The sequence below is a fragment of the Paeniglutamicibacter sp. Y32M11 genome (assembly GCF_019285735.1).
In the GTDB taxonomy this organism is placed as follows: domain Bacteria; phylum Actinomycetota; class Actinomycetes; order Actinomycetales; family Micrococcaceae; genus Paeniglutamicibacter.
The window spans coordinates 2,186,572-2,202,609 of record NZ_CP079107.1; the positions used below are offsets into that span (position 1 = coordinate 2,186,572).

General features: G+C 60.9%; 14 protein-coding genes. 10 read left to right on the forward strand and 4 right to left on the reverse strand.

Going from position 1 to position 16,038, the window contains the following annotated elements:
* Positions 1-184 precede the first annotated feature (184 nt).
* The 3 genes from KUF55_RS09630 (at position 185) to pepN (ending at position 6,208) form a co-directional block, all read left to right on the forward strand.
* Entirely contained in the window at positions 185-814 is a 630-nt protein-coding gene (locus KUF55_RS09630; protein ID WP_218816492.1) for a TetR/AcrR family transcriptional regulator, read from the forward strand.
* Positions 815-858: 44 nt separating this feature from the next.
* Complete coding sequence (locus tag KUF55_RS09635; RefSeq protein ID WP_218816493.1) at positions 859-3,417, forward strand: MMPL family transporter; 2,559 nt, start codon at positions 859-861, stop codon at positions 3,415-3,417.
* A 145-nt stretch (positions 3,418-3,562) separates the two neighbouring features.
* Complete coding sequence (gene pepN / locus KUF55_RS09640; RefSeq protein ID WP_218816494.1) at positions 3,563-6,208, forward strand: aminopeptidase N; 2,646 nt, start codon at positions 3,563-3,565, stop codon at positions 6,206-6,208.
* Between the two features lie 68 nt (positions 6,209-6,276).
* Here the strand turns inward: pepN and KUF55_RS09645 are convergent, their stop codons facing one another.
* Entirely contained in the window at positions 6,277-6,708 is a 432-nt protein-coding gene (locus KUF55_RS09645) for a VOC family protein (RefSeq protein ID WP_132357743.1), read from the reverse strand.
* A gap of 1,234 nt (positions 6,709-7,942) precedes the next feature.
* Between KUF55_RS09645 and KUF55_RS09650 the strand changes: the two genes are divergently transcribed.
* The 5 genes from KUF55_RS09650 to KUF55_RS09670 all read left to right on the forward strand — a co-directional run bounded on the left by KUF55_RS09650 (position 7,943) and on the right by KUF55_RS09670 (position 11,753).
* Positions 7,943-9,025 (forward strand): YbdK family carboxylate-amine ligase, encoded by a 1,083-nt coding sequence (locus KUF55_RS09650; RefSeq protein ID WP_218816495.1) that lies wholly within the window; start codon positions 7,943-7,945, stop codon positions 9,023-9,025.
* Between the two features lie 157 nt (positions 9,026-9,182).
* A complete protein-coding gene (locus KUF55_RS19055; RefSeq protein WP_370630990.1) occupies positions 9,183-9,257 on the forward strand; it encodes a hypothetical protein in 75 nt (24 codons plus the stop codon).
* Positions 9,258-9,813: 556 nt separating this feature from the next.
* Positions 9,814-10,167, forward strand: coding sequence for a recombinase family protein (locus tag KUF55_RS19060; RefSeq protein ID WP_218816497.1), 354 nt, complete (start codon positions 9,814-9,816; stop codon positions 10,165-10,167).
* Positions 10,168-10,264: 97 nt separating this feature from the next.
* Positions 10,265-10,918 carry a dihydrofolate reductase family protein gene (locus KUF55_RS09665; protein ID WP_132357746.1) on the forward strand — a complete coding sequence of 218 codons (654 nt, stop codon included), beginning with the start codon at positions 10,265-10,267 and terminating at the stop codon, positions 10,916-10,918.
* A 103-nt stretch (positions 10,919-11,021) separates the two neighbouring features.
* Complete coding sequence (locus KUF55_RS09670) at positions 11,022-11,753, forward strand: VOC family protein (RefSeq protein WP_132357748.1); 732 nt, start codon at positions 11,022-11,024, stop codon at positions 11,751-11,753.
* 24 nt (positions 11,754-11,777) lie between these two features.
* On the opposite strand, the gene KUF55_RS09675 is transcribed toward KUF55_RS09670, so the two are convergent.
* Entirely contained in the window at positions 11,778-12,839 is a 1,062-nt protein-coding gene (locus KUF55_RS09675) for an LLM class flavin-dependent oxidoreductase (RefSeq protein ID WP_218816498.1), read from the reverse strand.
* A 290-nt stretch (positions 12,840-13,129) separates the two neighbouring features.
* On the opposite strand from KUF55_RS09675, the gene KUF55_RS09680 reads away from it, so the two are divergent.
* The gene (locus KUF55_RS09680; RefSeq protein WP_132357752.1) at positions 13,130-13,597 is read left to right on the forward strand and encodes an S-ribosylhomocysteine lyase; all 468 of its coding nucleotides are present in this window, start codon (positions 13,130-13,132) and stop codon (positions 13,595-13,597) included.
* Positions 13,594-14,364, forward strand: a complete 771-nt coding sequence (gene mtnN, locus KUF55_RS09685) for a 5'-methylthioadenosine/S-adenosylhomocysteine nucleosidase (protein ID WP_218816499.1) — start codon at positions 13,594-13,596, stop codon at positions 14,362-14,364. The genes KUF55_RS09680 and mtnN overlap by 4 nt, the downstream gene beginning before the upstream one ends.
* Before the next feature lie 37 nt (positions 14,365-14,401).
* Here the strand turns inward: mtnN and KUF55_RS09690 are convergent, their stop codons facing one another.
* Together KUF55_RS09690 and KUF55_RS09695 are read right to left on the reverse strand one after the other, a co-directional pair.
* Positions 14,402-15,469 carry a biotin/lipoate A/B protein ligase family protein gene (locus KUF55_RS09690; protein ID WP_132357756.1) on the reverse strand — a complete coding sequence of 356 codons (1,068 nt, stop codon included), beginning with the start codon at positions 15,467-15,469 and terminating at the stop codon, positions 14,402-14,404.
* 178 nt (positions 15,470-15,647) lie between these two features.
* Positions 15,648-15,905, reverse strand: coding sequence for a type B 50S ribosomal protein L31 (locus KUF55_RS09695; RefSeq protein WP_132357758.1), 258 nt, complete (start codon positions 15,903-15,905; stop codon positions 15,648-15,650).
* Positions 15,906-16,038: the final 133 nt, after the last annotated feature.

Below are 16,038 nucleotides of genomic sequence, written 5' to 3' on the forward strand. Positions count from 1 at the left end.
CCAAGGCCCCGCTCGAACCGCAAATAGCCTGTTGACCATCACAGGCCAGCGGTACGACGGGGCCTTTGCTGTACCCCGGGGCGGAGGCCATCTGGCTGACCCCCTGGATGCCACCACATGGTGTCGGCGCGCTGAGCGCCGACTCAACTTGCACTGAATGCAACGTTGCACTTAGTGTAAGTGGGTGAGTCCATCAACACCGGCCGTAGATCGACGTGCCGACATCAAGAACAAACACCGCCGCGCCATCCTCGGTGCAGCGGCAGCCATCATGCGTGAACGTGAATCCAGTGTGTTCTCCGTTGACGAACTAGCTGCCCGCGCGGACGTGTCACGCCGAACCGTCTTTAACCACTTTGCCTCCATTGACGACGTGGTGATCGCCGTGTTCGGCATCGAACTCGGCGCCGTCGTGGAGCGGCTTGCCACGATCCCCGAGGACCCCGGGTCCTCAATGTTCGAGGACCTGGCCGAAACTGTGCGCTCCACCGATCTCGTGCCGCCCATGGTCTACCTGACCCGCGTGCTGGGCGGCGACGAACCCGAGCCGACCCCCAAGCAGGCACTGCTGGCCGCCCGGACGTTCACCGAAATCAGTACGGGCCTCGCTGCTGAGATGCAAAGGCGCCATCCGGGAGCCAAGGCGCTCCGGATCAACCTGTTGGTCGGATCGCTGACCAGCGGCCTGCTGGTGATCTATCAACAATGGTTCATCGAGTGCGGCGCTTTTGACACCGTGCAAACCCGCAGTACGTGGACCGAGCTCGTCGAGACTCTCCTCGAATCCCTGAGAAACGGTTTCGGAGCACGCTAACGCGTCCCCATTTTTTCTCCCGCTTGACCAATTTGAAGGACATCATGGCCGAATTTCTCTATCGTCTGGGACGCGGATCAGCGCACCACGCACGAAAAATCATTGCCGCGTGGATCGCGCTCCTACTCTTGGCGGCGGTGGCTTTTTCCATCGGCGGAGGCACCCTCTCGAGCAGCATGTCGATCCCGGGAACCCCCACCGCAGAGGTGACCGACCGGCTGGCCGCGGAGTTCCCCTCCGCCTCCGGTGGAACCGGAAATATCATCGCGCAGAGCACCGATGGCCAACCGTTCACCGATGCCCAGCAGAAAGCCATCGGCACCCTCACGGCCGACGCTGCCACAATCGAGGGTGTCGAAACGGTCATCGATCCATTCACCACCGAAGCGCAGCGCGCCGATTCGGCAGCAGCGATCAAGGACGGTAGCTTACAGCTGGCCGACGCCAGGGCGCGGCTCGACGCCGGCGACACCGAACTGAAGAAATCCGAGACGCAACTGGCCGCTGGCCAAAAGCAACTTACCGCCGCAATCGCGCAGGCGCGTGCGGCAGGGATGTACGAGCAGGCCAAGGCCGAGTTCGAGCGGCAGCAAGCGCAACTTGACGCCGCCACCAAGAAGCTGGACGCCGGGCGTGCCACGCTCCAGGACAACCGCGCGAAACTGGATCAGGAAGCCACCAAGCTCGAGCAGGGCGAATCGATGCTGAACATGGCCGCCGAAATTCGCACGGTTTCACAGGACGGAGGCGCTGCCATCACCATGGTGGTCTTCACCGCCGCCCAGATGGACATCACGCAAGAAACCAAGGATGCCTTGGTGGCGCTCTTTGAAAACGCCGACGTGGACGGCGTGCAATTCGATTTCTCCTCCGAGATCACTCAGGGTGTCCCCAGCGTTTTCGGGCCCGGTGAGGCCATCGGGCTTGTTGTGGCCGGCATCGTGCTGGTGCTGATGCTGGGCACCTTCATCGGCGCCGGGTTGCCCCTGCTCACCGCGCTGGTGGGCGTGGGGATCGGCGCACTCGGCGCCCTCTCGCTCTCCAGCGTGTTGGAGATGTCCTCGGTGACCCCGATGCTGGGCCTGATGCTCGGTCTGGCCGTGGGCATCGACTACTCGCTGTTCATCATCAACCGGCACCGGCACCAGCTCAAGGACGGCTACGAGGTCCGCGAATCCATCGCGCTGGCCAACGGCACCTCCGGCAATGCCGTGGTCTTCGCCGGAGCCACGGTCTTCATCGCCCTGCTGGCGCTGAACGTCACTCGTATCCCGTTCCTCGGGCTCATGGGCTCCGTCGGCGCGGCCAGCGTGCTGATCGCGGTGCTGGTGGCCATCACGCTGACCCCGGCGCTGCTCTCACTGGTGGGACGAAAAATCCTCAGCCGCTCAGAACGTGCTGCTCTGGCAACCGGCACCGCGCCAGCCCATGCTGGCGCGGCACCGGCACCCAAGACCCGCGTGCGTCCGATGTCCACGGCCGGCGCGATCCTCACCGCGATCGCCTCCGTCGCGGTGCTGCTGGTGATCGCAACCCCCGCCCTGGACCTGCGGCTGAACCTACCCGACGGATCCTCCGAGTCCCACGAAAGCACCCAGTACCGCGCCTACTCCGCGATCTCCGAACGCTTCGGTGAGGGGCAAAACGGCGCGCTGCTGATCGTGGCGGACCTGCCCGGCTCCCCCACCGAGGAGGAATCCCAGGCCCACCAAACACGCATCGCCGAGGTCTTATTCGCCCAGGACGACGTCGTTGCCGTCGCGCCCGCCGGCACCTCGGCGGACCGGAGTGTTGCAGCGTTTCAACTCATCCCCGCTCAGGGCCCCACCAGCGTCTCAACCGAGGAGCTGGTGCATTCATTGCGCGACCTCTCCCCGCTGGAGGGAACCTACCCGATCGGGGTGGCCGGCTCGGCCAGCGGCAACGTCGACATCTCGCAGAAACTCTCCGATGCCCTGCCGTTCTACTTGTTGGTGGTCATCGGGCTTTCGATGCTGATCCTGCTGTTGGTGTTCCGCTCCATCGTGGTCCCGATCATCGCCACCCTCGGCTTCATCCTGTCCTACTACGCCGCACTGGGCGGCGTCGTGGCGATCTATCAGTGGGGCTGGCTCCCTGCGATCTTCGGCGTGGACACCCCGGGGCCCATCCTCAGCTTCCTGCCCACGCTCCTGGTCGGGATCCTGTTCGGACTGGCGATGGACTACCAGCTCTTCCTGGGCACCGGGATGCGCGAGGCCTTTGTGCACGGCGCCCCGGCACGCCTAGCCGTCGTGAAGGGTGTTCGGGCCGGACGTGCGGTGGTCTCTGCCGCGGCGATCATCATGATCTCGGTCTTCGGCGGATTCATCTTCGCCGAGAGTGCGATGATCCGCCCGATCGGGTTCGCACTGGCCTTTGGCGTGCTGCTGGACGCCTTTGTGGTGCGCATGCTGCTGATCCCGGCCCTGATGCATTTGGCCGGCGATAAGGCCTGGTGGCTGCCGCGCTGGCTGGAGAAAATCCTGCCGGACATCGACGTCGAGGGCGCCAAGCTCGAGCGCCGGCACCCACATTCCGAGGCCGCCGAAAGTGCCGAGGCAGGTGCCACACACAACTCATAGTGTGCCCCTTTGCGGGGAGTGACGGGGGTGGGTTCCAAGCATGAATGGAACCCACCCCTTGGTGTCTGGCCGAGGTCGGGTCCGTCATCGACTCCCCGGCATGTGTAAAGCGCTCGTTTCATGTTTCAATGGTCTGGTGGATCACATGCAAAGAATCTCCGGCCCGAACGAAAACCTTTCCCGCGACGCGGCAGCGTGGCGAAAGCAGAACATCAGTGTTCTCGCCTATGAGATCGAGCTTGATCTATCCCACGCCCAGGATTCGAGCGTGAAAACCTACCGCTCCAAGACCACCGTGCGCCTGCGTGCCCACGGCAGCAGCGAAACATTCCTCGACTTCATTCATGACTCCATCGAGTCAATTACCCTCAATGGAAAGAGTATTGACCCCGCCACGGCCGTGCACGGCTCACGCATCTACCTGCATGATCTCATTCAGGGTGCCGATGCCATCAATACGCTCACCATTGACGGACGGGCGCTGTACTCGCGCAGCGGCGAGGGCCTGCACCGCTACGTGGATCCCGCCGACGGGGCCACCTACTGCTACACACAATTTGAGCCGGCGGACGCTCGCCGCGTGTATGCCAACTTTGAACAACCGGATCTGAAGGCGGCCTTCACCTTCATCGTGCGGGCACCACAGGACTGGCACGTGGCCACCAACCAGGCCCCCGTGCGGGTGGACAACCACGGTGACGGGAGCGCGACCACGCATTTCGCTCCCACGCTGCCCATTTCCACCTACATCACCACGGTGCTCGCCGGGCCCTACTTCGTGGCCACCGATACCTACACGTACACCCGGGACGATGGCAGCGAACTTCTCATCCCGCTCAACGCCACCTGCCGCGCCTCACTTGCGGAACACTTTGACGCGGAACAAATCCTGAACCTGACCCGCGCCGGGCTGGACTTCTTCCACGAGCTTTTTGACTACCCCTACCCTTGGGGCAAGTACGACTCCGCCTTTGTGCCCGAATACAACCTCGGCGCCATGGAAAACCCCGGGTTGGTCACCTTCACGGAATCCTACGTGTTCACCTCCCGGGCCACCGAGGCGCAATACGAGGCCCGCGCCAACACCATCATGCATGAGATGGTACACATGTGGTTCGGCGATCTGGTCACCATGGCATGGTGGGACGATCTCTGGCTTAAGGAGTCATTCGCCGACTATATTGGCACGCTGGCCAACGCCGAAGCCACGGAATTTAGTACCGCCTGGGTAGCGTTTGCCAATCGCCGCAAGGCCTGGGCCTACGTGGCAGATCAGCTGCCATCCACACACCCGATTGTTGCCGACATTACCGATCTTGAAGCGGCCAAACAGAATTTCGACGGCATCACCTACGCCAAGGGCGCCTCGGTACTCAAACAACTGGCCGCCTTTGTGGGGGCCGATGCCTTCCGTGACGCCGCCCGTTCCTACTTCCGCGCTCACGAATTCGCCAACACCTCATTACGCGACTTCCTCTTGGCCCTCGAAGCAGCATCGGGCCGCGACATGTCTGCCTGGGCGGATGCCTGGCTCAAGAGCGCAGGCGTGCCGCGGCTACACGTCGAGCTGGAAGAAACCGAGGGACTGATCACCGCGGCGGCCCTGCACCAATCCGGTACCGACCCGATCACCGGGACCCCGATCGATCACCCACACGTGCTGAACATCGGCGAGTTTAATGTCATCAACGGCGTCCTGCAGCGCACCGCCAGCCACCGGGTGGAACTGAAATCGGGAAGTATTAATCTCCCGTTCCTGCTGGGGCGCCCGCGCGCGGATCTGTTGTTGCCCAACGATGGTGATGACACCTATGCGATGCTCGACTTTGATACGCGCTCCCTCGCCACGCTGTTGAGCCATCTGGGCTCGCTGGAAGATCCGTTGGCTCGCGCGACCGCTTGGGCAGCGCTGTGGAACATGGTCAGGGACGCAACACTGCCGGCCACGGCATTCCTGGCCGCGGTGCGCGCCCACGCCGAGTCGATCACCGAGGTTGCCGTCCTGGCCCAGCTGCTCACCCAGTGCGACACGGCTCTCACCCACTACCTACCGGCCGAACATCGAGCGGCCGAGCGCCTGGCGCTCAGTAATGCCGTCACAACCTGGCTAAAACGCGCGGTTCCGGGCAGTGATGCTCAGGTGGCCACGGCACGCGCCCTGGCCACCTTGGCTCGCGGCTCGGTGGCCAACGACATTGTTGATGGACTGCTGTCCGGTGAACTGAGCTACCCGGGTCTGGTCTTGGACGAACATCTGCGTTGGGCCCTGTGGCAGGCCAAGGCGGCCTCCGGAACTCTTGATGAGGCGGCACTTGCCCGCCTGGAATCCGACGCCGCATCACACCCATCGGCCGTCGCCAGTTCGGGTCGACTCTTGGCTCTCGCCGCACGACCGGAGGCAAACAGCAAGGCAGCGGCCTTTAAGCAGGCGCTCAGTGGAAATGCGGCCGATGGCTCACCGCTGTCTAACGAAGCCATCTCCGCCATCGCCGCCGGCTTCCGACTGGGCACCCATGAGCTGCTTGATGGTTACTACGATGCCTACTGGCCGGCGCTGGAGGAGATCTGGACTTCGATGAGCATCGGCATGGCAACCCGCATCATTCGAGGGCTGTTCCCCGCCGCCCAGGATCTGGCCGCGGAGGGGATTCACCCGGTCATGATGAAGCTGAATACCTGGCTTGATACCCATGAGCAGGCACCGCGCGCGCTGCGCCGAATCCTGTTGGAGGAACGCGATTACCTCACCCGTTCCTTCGCCGCGCAGCAGCTGGTTGCCGACTCCCACTAAGGTCAGTCTCACGCGGCGGGGTGCTCCTAGCGGGGCCCCGGAGCAGCTAATCATTCGCGCGTGCGAGCTCAGCGAATGCAGAATTCGTTGCCCTCGGGATCCGCCAAGGTATACCAGGCAAAGGGCCCCTGCATTGCCTCATGGAGGAAGCTCGCGCCACGGTCAAGCAACATGGTGCGCACCTCGTCCTTGTCCCCCAGATCCAGATCTAAATGCAAACGATTTTTCACCGTCTTGGGTTCGGGCACCAACTGAAAGAGAATGCGCTGGCGCGGTAACTTGCCCAGCTGATCCAGCGGGCAGATTGCTGCCCCGAGCTTCCATGCCAGTTCACCGTCAAAAATCAGGGTTTCGTCCTCGCTGGCGTGGCCCTCATCGATCATTTTTTGAATGAAGTCAGGATCGCTGGGCTCCACCGTCCATCCGAGGGTTTCCGCCCACCACACCGCCTGCTGGTGGGGGTTGGCACTGTCAATAGTGATTTGCAGTTTTGGGTCCATGGCCACACGTTATGCCGCGATGCACCCCACATACAAGGGATCCGGCGCAATACGGGAACCTAGCTCGATTTCCAGATGAACCGACAGATATACAGTGACCGGCCACGGCACAGCCAGGGGGCTCTCTAGAACCTGGCTGGTGTAACGGACGGTGCGTGTCTCCAGGACCTATCCATCCTCGTCGGGGAAGACGCGCTCCAACCTGGGGCCCGTTGGTTCCTCGACTAGGTTTCCATCGCCTTGGTCTGCAAATCGGACAGAAATTTCGTGGGGACGTAGCGGCGTATGCGGCACCACTGGCGCTCGAAGTACTTCCTACGAAAATTTGGGTGAAACTCTCCGGATTCCTGATCGCCGTATCGAGTCGAACTTGATCATGACCTGAACGCCAACCACTGACTTGGTGCTTCCTTCGACAAGTGACGGCGAACTCTTACGCTGGCCCTCACGTGCTTCTCGCGACAGCGAAATCGGACGAATATGGCCACCAGCGAGCCGAATGAGCGACCTCCACGCAATGCCACATATCAAGGCCCGCAATTCACTGCCATAGCCCAACCATCTCGCGATTCTACGTCGATCCCAACCTGTAAAACGGCAAACGGGTGACATATGCAGCAGACAGGACGGGAAAGACAAAGCCCGTCAACATAACAAGTTTACGAATTTTGGGCAATTTTCTTGGAATGTCTGGAGATGGACGATCTCGAAAACCACCCCTAACCTAAACGTGCAAGTTTCCATCGTTCTCGAGGACATGGATCCGGTTGACAATTGGTGGTCCGCGCATCATCCACAACTGATCACGCTCCATGGGTTGACGCAACGAGGACTCGACGGCCGTTCAATATTCATTTCAGGAGGGAATCGTGAATGACCTTTACTCGGACGCTGATGGATCAGAACTCCAGCCGCTTCGCCTATGCCTTGACGGAAAACCGGAACAAGCTCTCCTTCCCCCATGCTCACGGCCCTCATGCGATGTCTGCCAAACGGACGAATACTTGGTGTTTGAGAAATTCGCCCCCGTCTGGCACTCCGGAACTTCCCGTCCCGTTGCGTGGGACGTCGAGTGCTGGTGCGGCAAGTGCGAATCTTATTACGGCTTTCGGGCACCCGCAGAGTCCCAAAGCCCGCACACGGTGTAATCTGCCGCCCCGAGGTGCTATTCGTACCATGGTCCATTTATAGGTCGGCGGATTATTATAATTACAGACAGACGTGGAGGCGACTCATGCGCAGTTTTGGTGTGGAGGAAGAATTTTTTCTTCTAGATAGTTTCACTGGCCTGCCAACGGCACCGACTCCCTCGACCCGTGCCGAGCTGCTCTCGCTGACTGTCGAGGGAAGCACCACCTGCGGCGAGTTCCTTGCCTGTCAGCTCGAAAGCAACAGCCCCGTCCTGCAAACCGGAAAGGACGCTTTTCACACGGTACACGCCTACCGCAGTGTCCTTTCCCTGATCGCACGGGACGCGGGACTCACGGTGGTGGCGCTGGGTACACCACCTTCGATCTCCGGCACACCGGCAGTGATTAGTCCCTCGGCCAGGTATCGAACCATCAATGACTTCTGCGGGAGGATCACTGCCGAGCATTACCTCTCGGGACTGCACATTCATGTCGGCGTCGAGGATTCCACGGCCGGAGTCACTGCCCTGAATGAAGTTCGCCGCTGGCTTCCCCTACTGACGGCGATTGGCTCTAATTCGCCGTATTGGAAGGGCTCAGATTCCGGGTTCGCGTCCTGGCGCAGCATCCACTACCGCCGCTGGTCGGTGCAGGGCATCCCTCCGCGGTTCCTTGACGCCACGGACTACGCGCGAAGGATACAGCTCATGATGGACGCCGACGCCGTGCTGGATTCTGGCCATGTTAGCTGGGCTGCACGACTCTCCACCCGCTATCCGACCTTGGAAATCCGCGCGGCAGACTCCCAGATGAACGCATCAAACACCGTCCTGCTCGCCTTGATCGCCAGGTCCTTGGTTGATGCGAGCCTCAACGGTGCTGCCACCGGCTTCGACCCGCTACCAGAAGCCCTCGATTTGGCGCAATGGCAGGCCGCAAAATTCGGATTACGTGGAAACCACATCAATCCCGTCGACGGAAAGAGTGCCTCCGCCGCACAGATGCTGGCATCGATGATGGATTTCATCCTCCCGGCACTCAGGAAAAATGGTGATGACCAGTACGTGATCGCAGGACTTGCCCGCATCATGGAACAAGGTACCGGTGCCGGGCTGCAGCGGAGGCACTTCCATGAAGGCGGATTCAACGCCGTCCTTGCCCGGGCTCAGGAGCTCATCACCGATTAGTATCCGAGGGACCCACCCGGAGTAGTGTGCGGCGACCCAGTAAAGTGCCTCCTCACCTGATGCTGCGGGCGGCTAAGCGCGCTGCGAAGCCTGGGCAAGATGTGAGCGAGCTATCTTTCAGTTGCACTGGCTCCAAGCTCCCAACGTGCGTAGCAACGTGACAGCCGGGCTGAACAAGGGAGAAGCTCGGAGCATCATAGCTCGCGCTATATTTTTCAGTCGGCTTGGATAGATCCGTGACCGGAGGGCCACCGACTTAAGTGCTAATTGTTCTCATCGTGGCCATCGTTTTCTGGAGCACATTCTAACGAGAGCGGACCATCGCTTCCTTCAACCGGAAGGGAGCCACTACGGACCACGACCTGCTACGGTTCCACTCACCCTTGGGACGCGAACGCGACAACCTCACCGGCGTCTTCACTGAGCGTCGCACCAACCAAAGCGCCGCCGGCAAGGACAGGCCACGACGACGTTCGATAAAACCGGAGCGCTGGGTGTTGCACTTTTTATAAGTCGCCCATGTAAGTTCCCTGCCGCGAGGTGGATACTTCATGGGGTCCGCACCGCCACGGCGTTTGAGATTGCGACATTTCACCGTACAAATTTTGCGCCTCTTGGCGTTAACGACCACACACGTTTTTTCTGGTCATTACTACCGACGGTCTTAGCTGACAGCCTGGCTGTTTGCATCCTGGATGTACTGTGAGCGGTCAGCTATCTGGGATAGATCCGGGGCAACAGGCTCGACCAAAACTCGGAGCGGCAAGTGAACACTCCACGTAGCCAAGATGTTTACGGACAATGCATCAGGAAAGGAGCGTAAGCGGCCTCTGCTGGATAAACTGCCGATGCTTGCCCACACCGAAGACACTGTGCTCGGACACAGCAAGTACCGACCGATCCGTAACTTCGAGGGCTCGGCTTCCGTGGTTCTGAATCTCATTGGCCTGGGCGTGCGTATTGAGTTCACGAAGGAAAGCCTCGTGAACTCTGGCGACGACTCGCCCCTGACTAACTTCATGCCGGCAGCATGGGGTGCGTTTGCGGATTTCGAACGCACCCCACACGTTGACCCCAACGCGAGGGCGTTGCCCAGTTTTCAAGTTTCTGGGTTTCGTAGGGCTCGCCACACGCGGCTTTGAGGCCTCGGCTGTTGAACCTCCTTGCTCGGTCTAAGCTGAGTTAATGAGTTGGCGCGAGCGGGCAACACCGCTTGGTCAACATCTCAAGGAGAGCGTCATGTCACGGTTACGGGTCCACAATTTCAGTGTTTCGATCGACGGCTATGGTGCTGGCGTTAATCAGAGCCTGGAAACTCCCCTCGGTGTTGGCGGCGAAGATCTGCACCGGTGGATTTTTGCCACCGAATTTTGGCACGCACGCACCGAGGAACACGGTGGTAGCCATGGTGTCGATAATGCGTGGTTGCAGGCTGGTGAGGTGGGCATCGGCGCCACCATCATGGGCAGGAATATGTTTGGGCCCATCCGTGGTCCGTGGGACGCCGATGATTTGGCGGCGAATTGGCGCGGTTGGTGGGGCGAGAATCCACCGTTTGGTCACGACGTTTTTGTCCTGACTCATCATGCGCGCGATCCCTTGGTAATGGAGGGAGGCACCACCTTCCACTTCATCACCGCTGGTTTGGAAACCGCCCTTGAATTGGCCCAAAGCGCCGCCCACGGGCAAGACGTCCGCTTGGGTGGTGGTGTTGCCACCATTCGTGAGGCAGTTTCCACCGGGCTGGTCGACGAGCTGCATCTAGCGCGGGTTCCCATTCATTTAGGAGCTGGGGAGTCCCTAGCCATAGACAATTTGGTGGGTGCCGGCTACCGGGTGGATTCAACCGAACTAGGCGAAGGCGCCATGCATGTGCGTTTAGTTCGGGTCTGAGCTGAGCAAATCAGCTCTAGGATCCCTGAAGCCGCGGCGCAGACGCGGCCCCTGAGCACATGAGGCCCCCAGCTACCGCGTAGCTGATGGTACTTTGGTGTCCATGGAGCTGGAGAACATTGTTTTTGATGCGCTTGACCCGCGGCTACTCGGCATGTTTTGGCAGGACCTGCTCGGCTGTTCACTGCTGACCGACAGCGCGGAGGGATTCGAAACCAGACTCTTTATTGAGAATGGACCCACGCTGGACTTTTGTTTTCAACCCGTTGAGCACCCTGCGGCCGAGCACCAAAGGATTCGACTTCGGCTTAACGGCGGTTCGGTCCCAGAAAGCGTCATGACCACCGCCCTGGGTCTCGGCGCCTCGCGCCCGGTTAACGAGGAGAGCTGCGAGCCGGGGCTGGATCTCCGCGATCCGCAGGATAACGCCTTCGGAATCGCCGAAGAATCATCCGATCAGCCCACCAGCGGAGCCGTCGCCGCCATCACTATCGAGTCGGCCTCCCCCGCCCGAGACGCAGAATTCTGGGCCTGGCTCAGCGGATGGGACCAGATGAAATCCGGAACGTCGCCAACACTGCAGCATCCATCGGGGCGCGGATTCCGTATGGAATTCATCGAGCAGCGCTCAGCCAAATCCGCATCAAAAAACCGGATCCACCTTGACGTGCGGCTCTCGCCCGGCGATGACCCCGACCGGGTGGCCGCGGAAATCACCACGCGCGGCGGGGCAGAATTACACCCGGACTGGGGAACACTTCCTTGGCGCGTTTATCAGGATCCCTCGGGCAACGAATTTTGTGTGTTGCCAGCGCCCTCACGGAGTAAAGAATAAGCGGGAACTAACCAGTTCCTGACCTTAGAGAGCCGTCGGATCGGACGCCGTCTTCGGTACCCAGCCCAGCAAGGGTCCCAGGGTGCTCGCGATATCCGTGAGGATTTGGACGTAGTCCTCATGATCAAAGCTAAAGGGCAGCGCAAACGCTACCTCGTCGACTTCTTGGAAACCGACGTGGGTCCGCAGCTGCTCGGCGATCTGCTCACCGGTTCCGATCAGGTCCGGGGCAAAAAGCATCGATTTGGGCCCCTGCGGAACACGTGTGCGCGGCAATCGTTCGTCCACATATCGCTGGTACTTCTCGCGTTGAGATCTGCTCGCCGAATCCGTGGGGATGACCACGAGCCCCTGGGACACCCGTGCCCGGCCGCCCGCCGTGAGCGATCCCGCCGCTGCCTCGCGGAAGGCCCGGATTTGCGCTTGCTGGATCGTGGCGAATGAGGGTTCCTGCCCGGGTTCGGGAAAGATCACGCTACTGGTGAGCAAATTAAAGCCATGCTCCCCCGCCCACCGAGCCGAGCGCAAACTTGCCGCCCCATACCAAAGTCGTTCACGCAGCCCGGCTGAATGGGGTTCAACTCGGCGTGAGAACTCCTCAACCACACCGTGTTTACCCTCAAACTCACGGACTGGCTCACCGGCAATCATTCGAGCGAGCCGTTCCACCCGGGAATATCCAAAGTCCTCCGACTGCGCCGTGTCTGGATAGAGCTCACTCTTAACCGTGTCAAAGTTCATCGGCACTCCCACGCTCAGCCCCGGATTAATGCGCCCACCGGAGAGCAGATCAACGGTCGCAAGGTCCTCGGCCAAACGCAACGGGTTTTCCCATCCCATCGGAGTGACGGCAGTTCCAAGTTCGATGCGTGAGGTCCGTTGACTGGCAGCCGCCATGACGGCGATGGGTGAGGAAATCCCGAACTGTAGATGTCGGTGGCGTAGCCAGGCGCTATCAAATCCCAGTTGCTCACCCAGCTCGATGATCGATAGCGTGGATTCATGCCCCGGCCCCGGATTGTGTGGATCAAAGAGTCCAATGGTCAAGAACCCCAGACGGCGCAGTGGACGTGAGGAAGGTGGCATGTGCGTAGGCCTTTCGAAAATGCTCGGTGAGACACAGGCTACCAATCCGCTCGGTGTGCCGGCCGGTAACGGAGACTCACCGCGTCGTGATCCTTAACAAAAGGATGCCGTCCCCGTGTGACACGTGGGCGCCGGACATGGCTTGGCGCCCCGCCGTTGCTGCTCCCGGATCCAGCCCGGGGCGGTCAATCTCGGGCTCGGCGGGTTTCGCGTGGCCCGATAGGATGAAAGTAATAAAAACCGGGCAGTTAGTTCACCCGGCGTTCCAACCCCGGCAGGAAAGCACAATCATGAACTCCGAACGCATGAACGTTGAATCCTTTAACCTCGACCACCGTACCGTCGCGGCACCCTATATACGTGTCGCGGATCGTAAGGTTCTCCCACAGGGGGACGTCATTACCAAGTATGATGTGCGCTTCACTCAGCCGAATGTTGCCCACTTAGAGATGAAGGCGATCCACTCGCTGGAGCACCTTTTTGCCGAGGCCTCGCGTAATCACTCCGGCGCGGTCATCGACTTCTCCCCCATGGGCTGCCAGACCGGCTACTACCTGATCCTGCAGGGTGAACCCGACGTCGCTGCCGCGGCAGCGCTCATTGAGGCGACACTCTCCGATGTTCTGCTGGCCACCGAGGTTCCGGCGGCGAACGAGGTCCAGTGCGGCTGGGGCGCGAACCACTCACTCGAAGATGCCCAGGCAGCGGCCCGCGCCTTCTTGGCTCAGCGCGCCGTTTGGGCACAGGTCACCGCATGAGCCCCATTGATGTAGTGATCATCACCGCCATGGAGGAAGAGACTCTTCCCTTCCTGGAGCGCGCCACGATGCTCAGCGAACCCGAACACGTCGGCAATTCCATCCAGCGCAGCGGTGTCATCAACGACCTGAACATCCTTTTTGTTCATGGTGGCATCGGCCTGGTCAACGCCTCCAGTGCCGCCACCGCGGCGCTACTTCGCGCCAAGACCATGGATCCGCACGCCCCGCTACCCCTGGTCATCAGCGCCGGTAGTGCCGGTGGACTTGGGGACTCGGTCCGCGTGGGAGATGTGGTGATTGGTGATACGTACATCAACGCCGATGCCGATGCGCGCGCCTTCGGCTACGTCTTGGGTCAGGTGCCGGGCATGCCCGCCTCCTATTCAGCCCCCGAGGTCCTGGCCAAAATCAGCCAGGTGCCAACGGCCCCGACGGATCTCGTGAGCACGGTGCACCACGGACTGCTGGTGTCCAGCTATTCCTTTGTTGGCCACGACCGCGCGCCGATCATCAAGGAGCAGTACACCGGGGTACTGGCCACGGACATGGAGTCCTCGGCCATCGCCCAGACGTGCGCCTCCTTCGGCGCCTCGTTCCTGGCCATCCGCGGGATTTCAGACCTCTGCGGTCCGGCGTCCGACGCCGATTTCCTGGTGCATGTTGATGATGCAGCCGAACGCTCCACCGAGATCACCCTGGCGGTACTGCGCGCCTGGAGCAGCGCCGGGACACCGCGCGCGGCCAGCGCCACGGTGTCCGCCTAAGCATTAGGGCCAGAACCTGGGACCGGACCGCACGGCCTTACGGGACGCGTGCGGTCCAGGCCTCGGTGGCAAATTTGGAAGCGGCGAGTTCACGCGCTGCGGTGCGCGTGGCCTCATCCAGCTCACCGCTGACGGCACCGTAGCGCCGGGTGAAGGTGTTCATCATGACCTCGATGATTTCGGCACGGGTTACCGAGGATTGTGTTTTGAGCGGATCAACGCGCTTAACGGCCGAGGTGATGCCCTTGTCGGAAATTTTTTCACGTCCAATGCGCAGCACCTGCAGCATCTTCTCCGCGTCAATGTCATAGCTCATGGTCACGTGGTGCAGCACCCCGCCACCGGCCAGGCGCTTTTGTGCGGCCCCGCCAATCTTTCCCACATCGGTGGCGATGTCATTCAGCGGCTTGTAATGAGCCTTAATGCCCAATTCGGCCAGTGCCTCCATGACCCAGGCATCCAAGGACGGGTAGGAATCGGCAAAGCTCATCCCGTCAACCAACGACGCCGGAATGTATAGCGAGTAGGTAATGCAGTTGCCCGCCTCCATAAACATCGCCCCGCCACCGCTGATGCGCCGCACCACCTGGATACCGTGTTCGGCCGCCGCTTGAGCATCCACCTCATTGCGCACCGATTGGAAGGAGCCGATGATGACGGCAGAATCGTCCCAATCCCAGAAGCGCAGCGTGGGTGTGCGGGTTCCCGCGGCCACCTGGCGGGTGAGCACCTCATCGAGGGCCACCTGCTCGGTCACCGGAATGACCGAGGGGCCGATGATCTGCCAAGAATGATCTGCCCACGAGGTGGCGTGGCCCAAGGCCCGGCGGACCACCCGAGCCACGGCATCGGCATCAAAGCCGAACATGACCGCGCCGGGACGGAGGCTTGCGTTGACCGCATCACGCACCGCGGCATGCTCAACATTGTGCGGCAGGCCCACCAACGCGGCGTTGATGTCGAAGAGCGCCTCATCGGGCTCGAGGAAAAAATCCCCGTTAACCGAGGCGGAGGTGATCAGTCCGTCGCTGAGCACCAGGTCAACGACCACGAGTTTGCCGCCAATAACCTTGTATTCACCGTGGTGTGTGTAGCCGATAGTCATACTCTCTATCCTAATCTTCACGGTGAACTCGCTGGTGCAGGCGGGTCTCGGGTGTCGGGGCATGGCGCCATCAGCCGGAGCGCCGACGAGAATTCGCGGATTTGCGAACGGGGGTTAAACAGCAATGGGACCCTGCGCGTGAGCGCAGAATCCCATCACAGGGTGCAAAGGCGAAGAATTACTTCTTGGCGCCGAAGCCCTTGAAGCGAGCGTTGAAGCGCTCGACACGGCCGGCCGAGTCCATGATGCGCTGCTTACCCGTGTAGAACGGGTGCGAAGCGGCGGAGATTTCGACGTCGATGACCGGGTAGGTGGTGCCGTCTTCCCACTCGATGGTCTTGTTGCTCGTAGCGGTGGAGCGCGTCAGGAACTTCTCGCCCGAGGCGAGGTCGTTGAACACGATCGTGTTGTACTGCGGGTGGGTATTAGCCTTCATGGGGTAACCTTTGCTCGCGTCACTGGATTTTGCCAGCGACCAAAACGTATAAAACCGGCACGTGGGATCACGAAGCCGACGTTCCAGTCTAGCCGAACACCCGCTTGTTTGGAGAATTCAATGGGTTGCGTTG

What these genes read in the sequence shown, in the direction of transcription:
- KUF55_RS09690 (WP_132357756.1), bottom strand. Translation starts at nt 15,469, where the DNA reads ATGACTATCGGCTACACACACCACGGTGAATACAAGGTTATTGGCGGC.
- KUF55_RS09680 (WP_132357752.1), top strand. Translation starts at nt 13,130, where the DNA reads ATGAACTCCGAACGCATGAACGTTGAATCCTTTAACCTCGACCACCGT.
- KUF55_RS19060 (WP_218816497.1), top strand. Translation starts at nt 9,814, where the DNA reads ATGTTTACGGACAATGCATCAGGAAAGGAGCGTAAGCGGCCTCTGCTG.
- KUF55_RS09650 (WP_218816495.1), top strand. Translation starts at nt 7,943, where the DNA reads ATGCGCAGTTTTGGTGTGGAGGAAGAATTTTTTCTTCTAGATAGTTTC.
- KUF55_RS09635 (WP_218816493.1), top strand. Translation starts at nt 859, where the DNA reads ATGGCCGAATTTCTCTATCGTCTGGGACGCGGATCAGCGCACCACGCA.
- KUF55_RS09695 (WP_132357758.1), bottom strand. Translation starts at nt 15,905, where the DNA reads ATGAAGGCTAATACCCACCCGCAGTACAACACGATCGTGTTCAACGAC.
- KUF55_RS09670 (WP_132357748.1), top strand. Translation starts at nt 11,022, where the DNA reads ATGGAGCTGGAGAACATTGTTTTTGATGCGCTTGACCCGCGGCTACTC.
- KUF55_RS09665 (WP_132357746.1), top strand. Translation starts at nt 10,265, where the DNA reads ATGTCACGGTTACGGGTCCACAATTTCAGTGTTTCGATCGACGGCTAT.
- KUF55_RS09675 (WP_218816498.1), bottom strand. Translation starts at nt 12,839, where the DNA reads ATGCCACCTTCCTCACGTCCACTGCGCCGTCTGGGGTTCTTGACCATT.
- pepN (WP_218816494.1), top strand. Translation starts at nt 3,563, where the DNA reads ATGCAAAGAATCTCCGGCCCGAACGAAAACCTTTCCCGCGACGCGGCA.
- KUF55_RS09645 (WP_132357743.1), bottom strand. Translation starts at nt 6,708, where the DNA reads ATGGACCCAAAACTGCAAATCACTATTGACAGTGCCAACCCCCACCAG.
- mtnN (WP_218816499.1), top strand. Translation starts at nt 13,594, where the DNA reads ATGAGCCCCATTGATGTAGTGATCATCACCGCCATGGAGGAAGAGACT.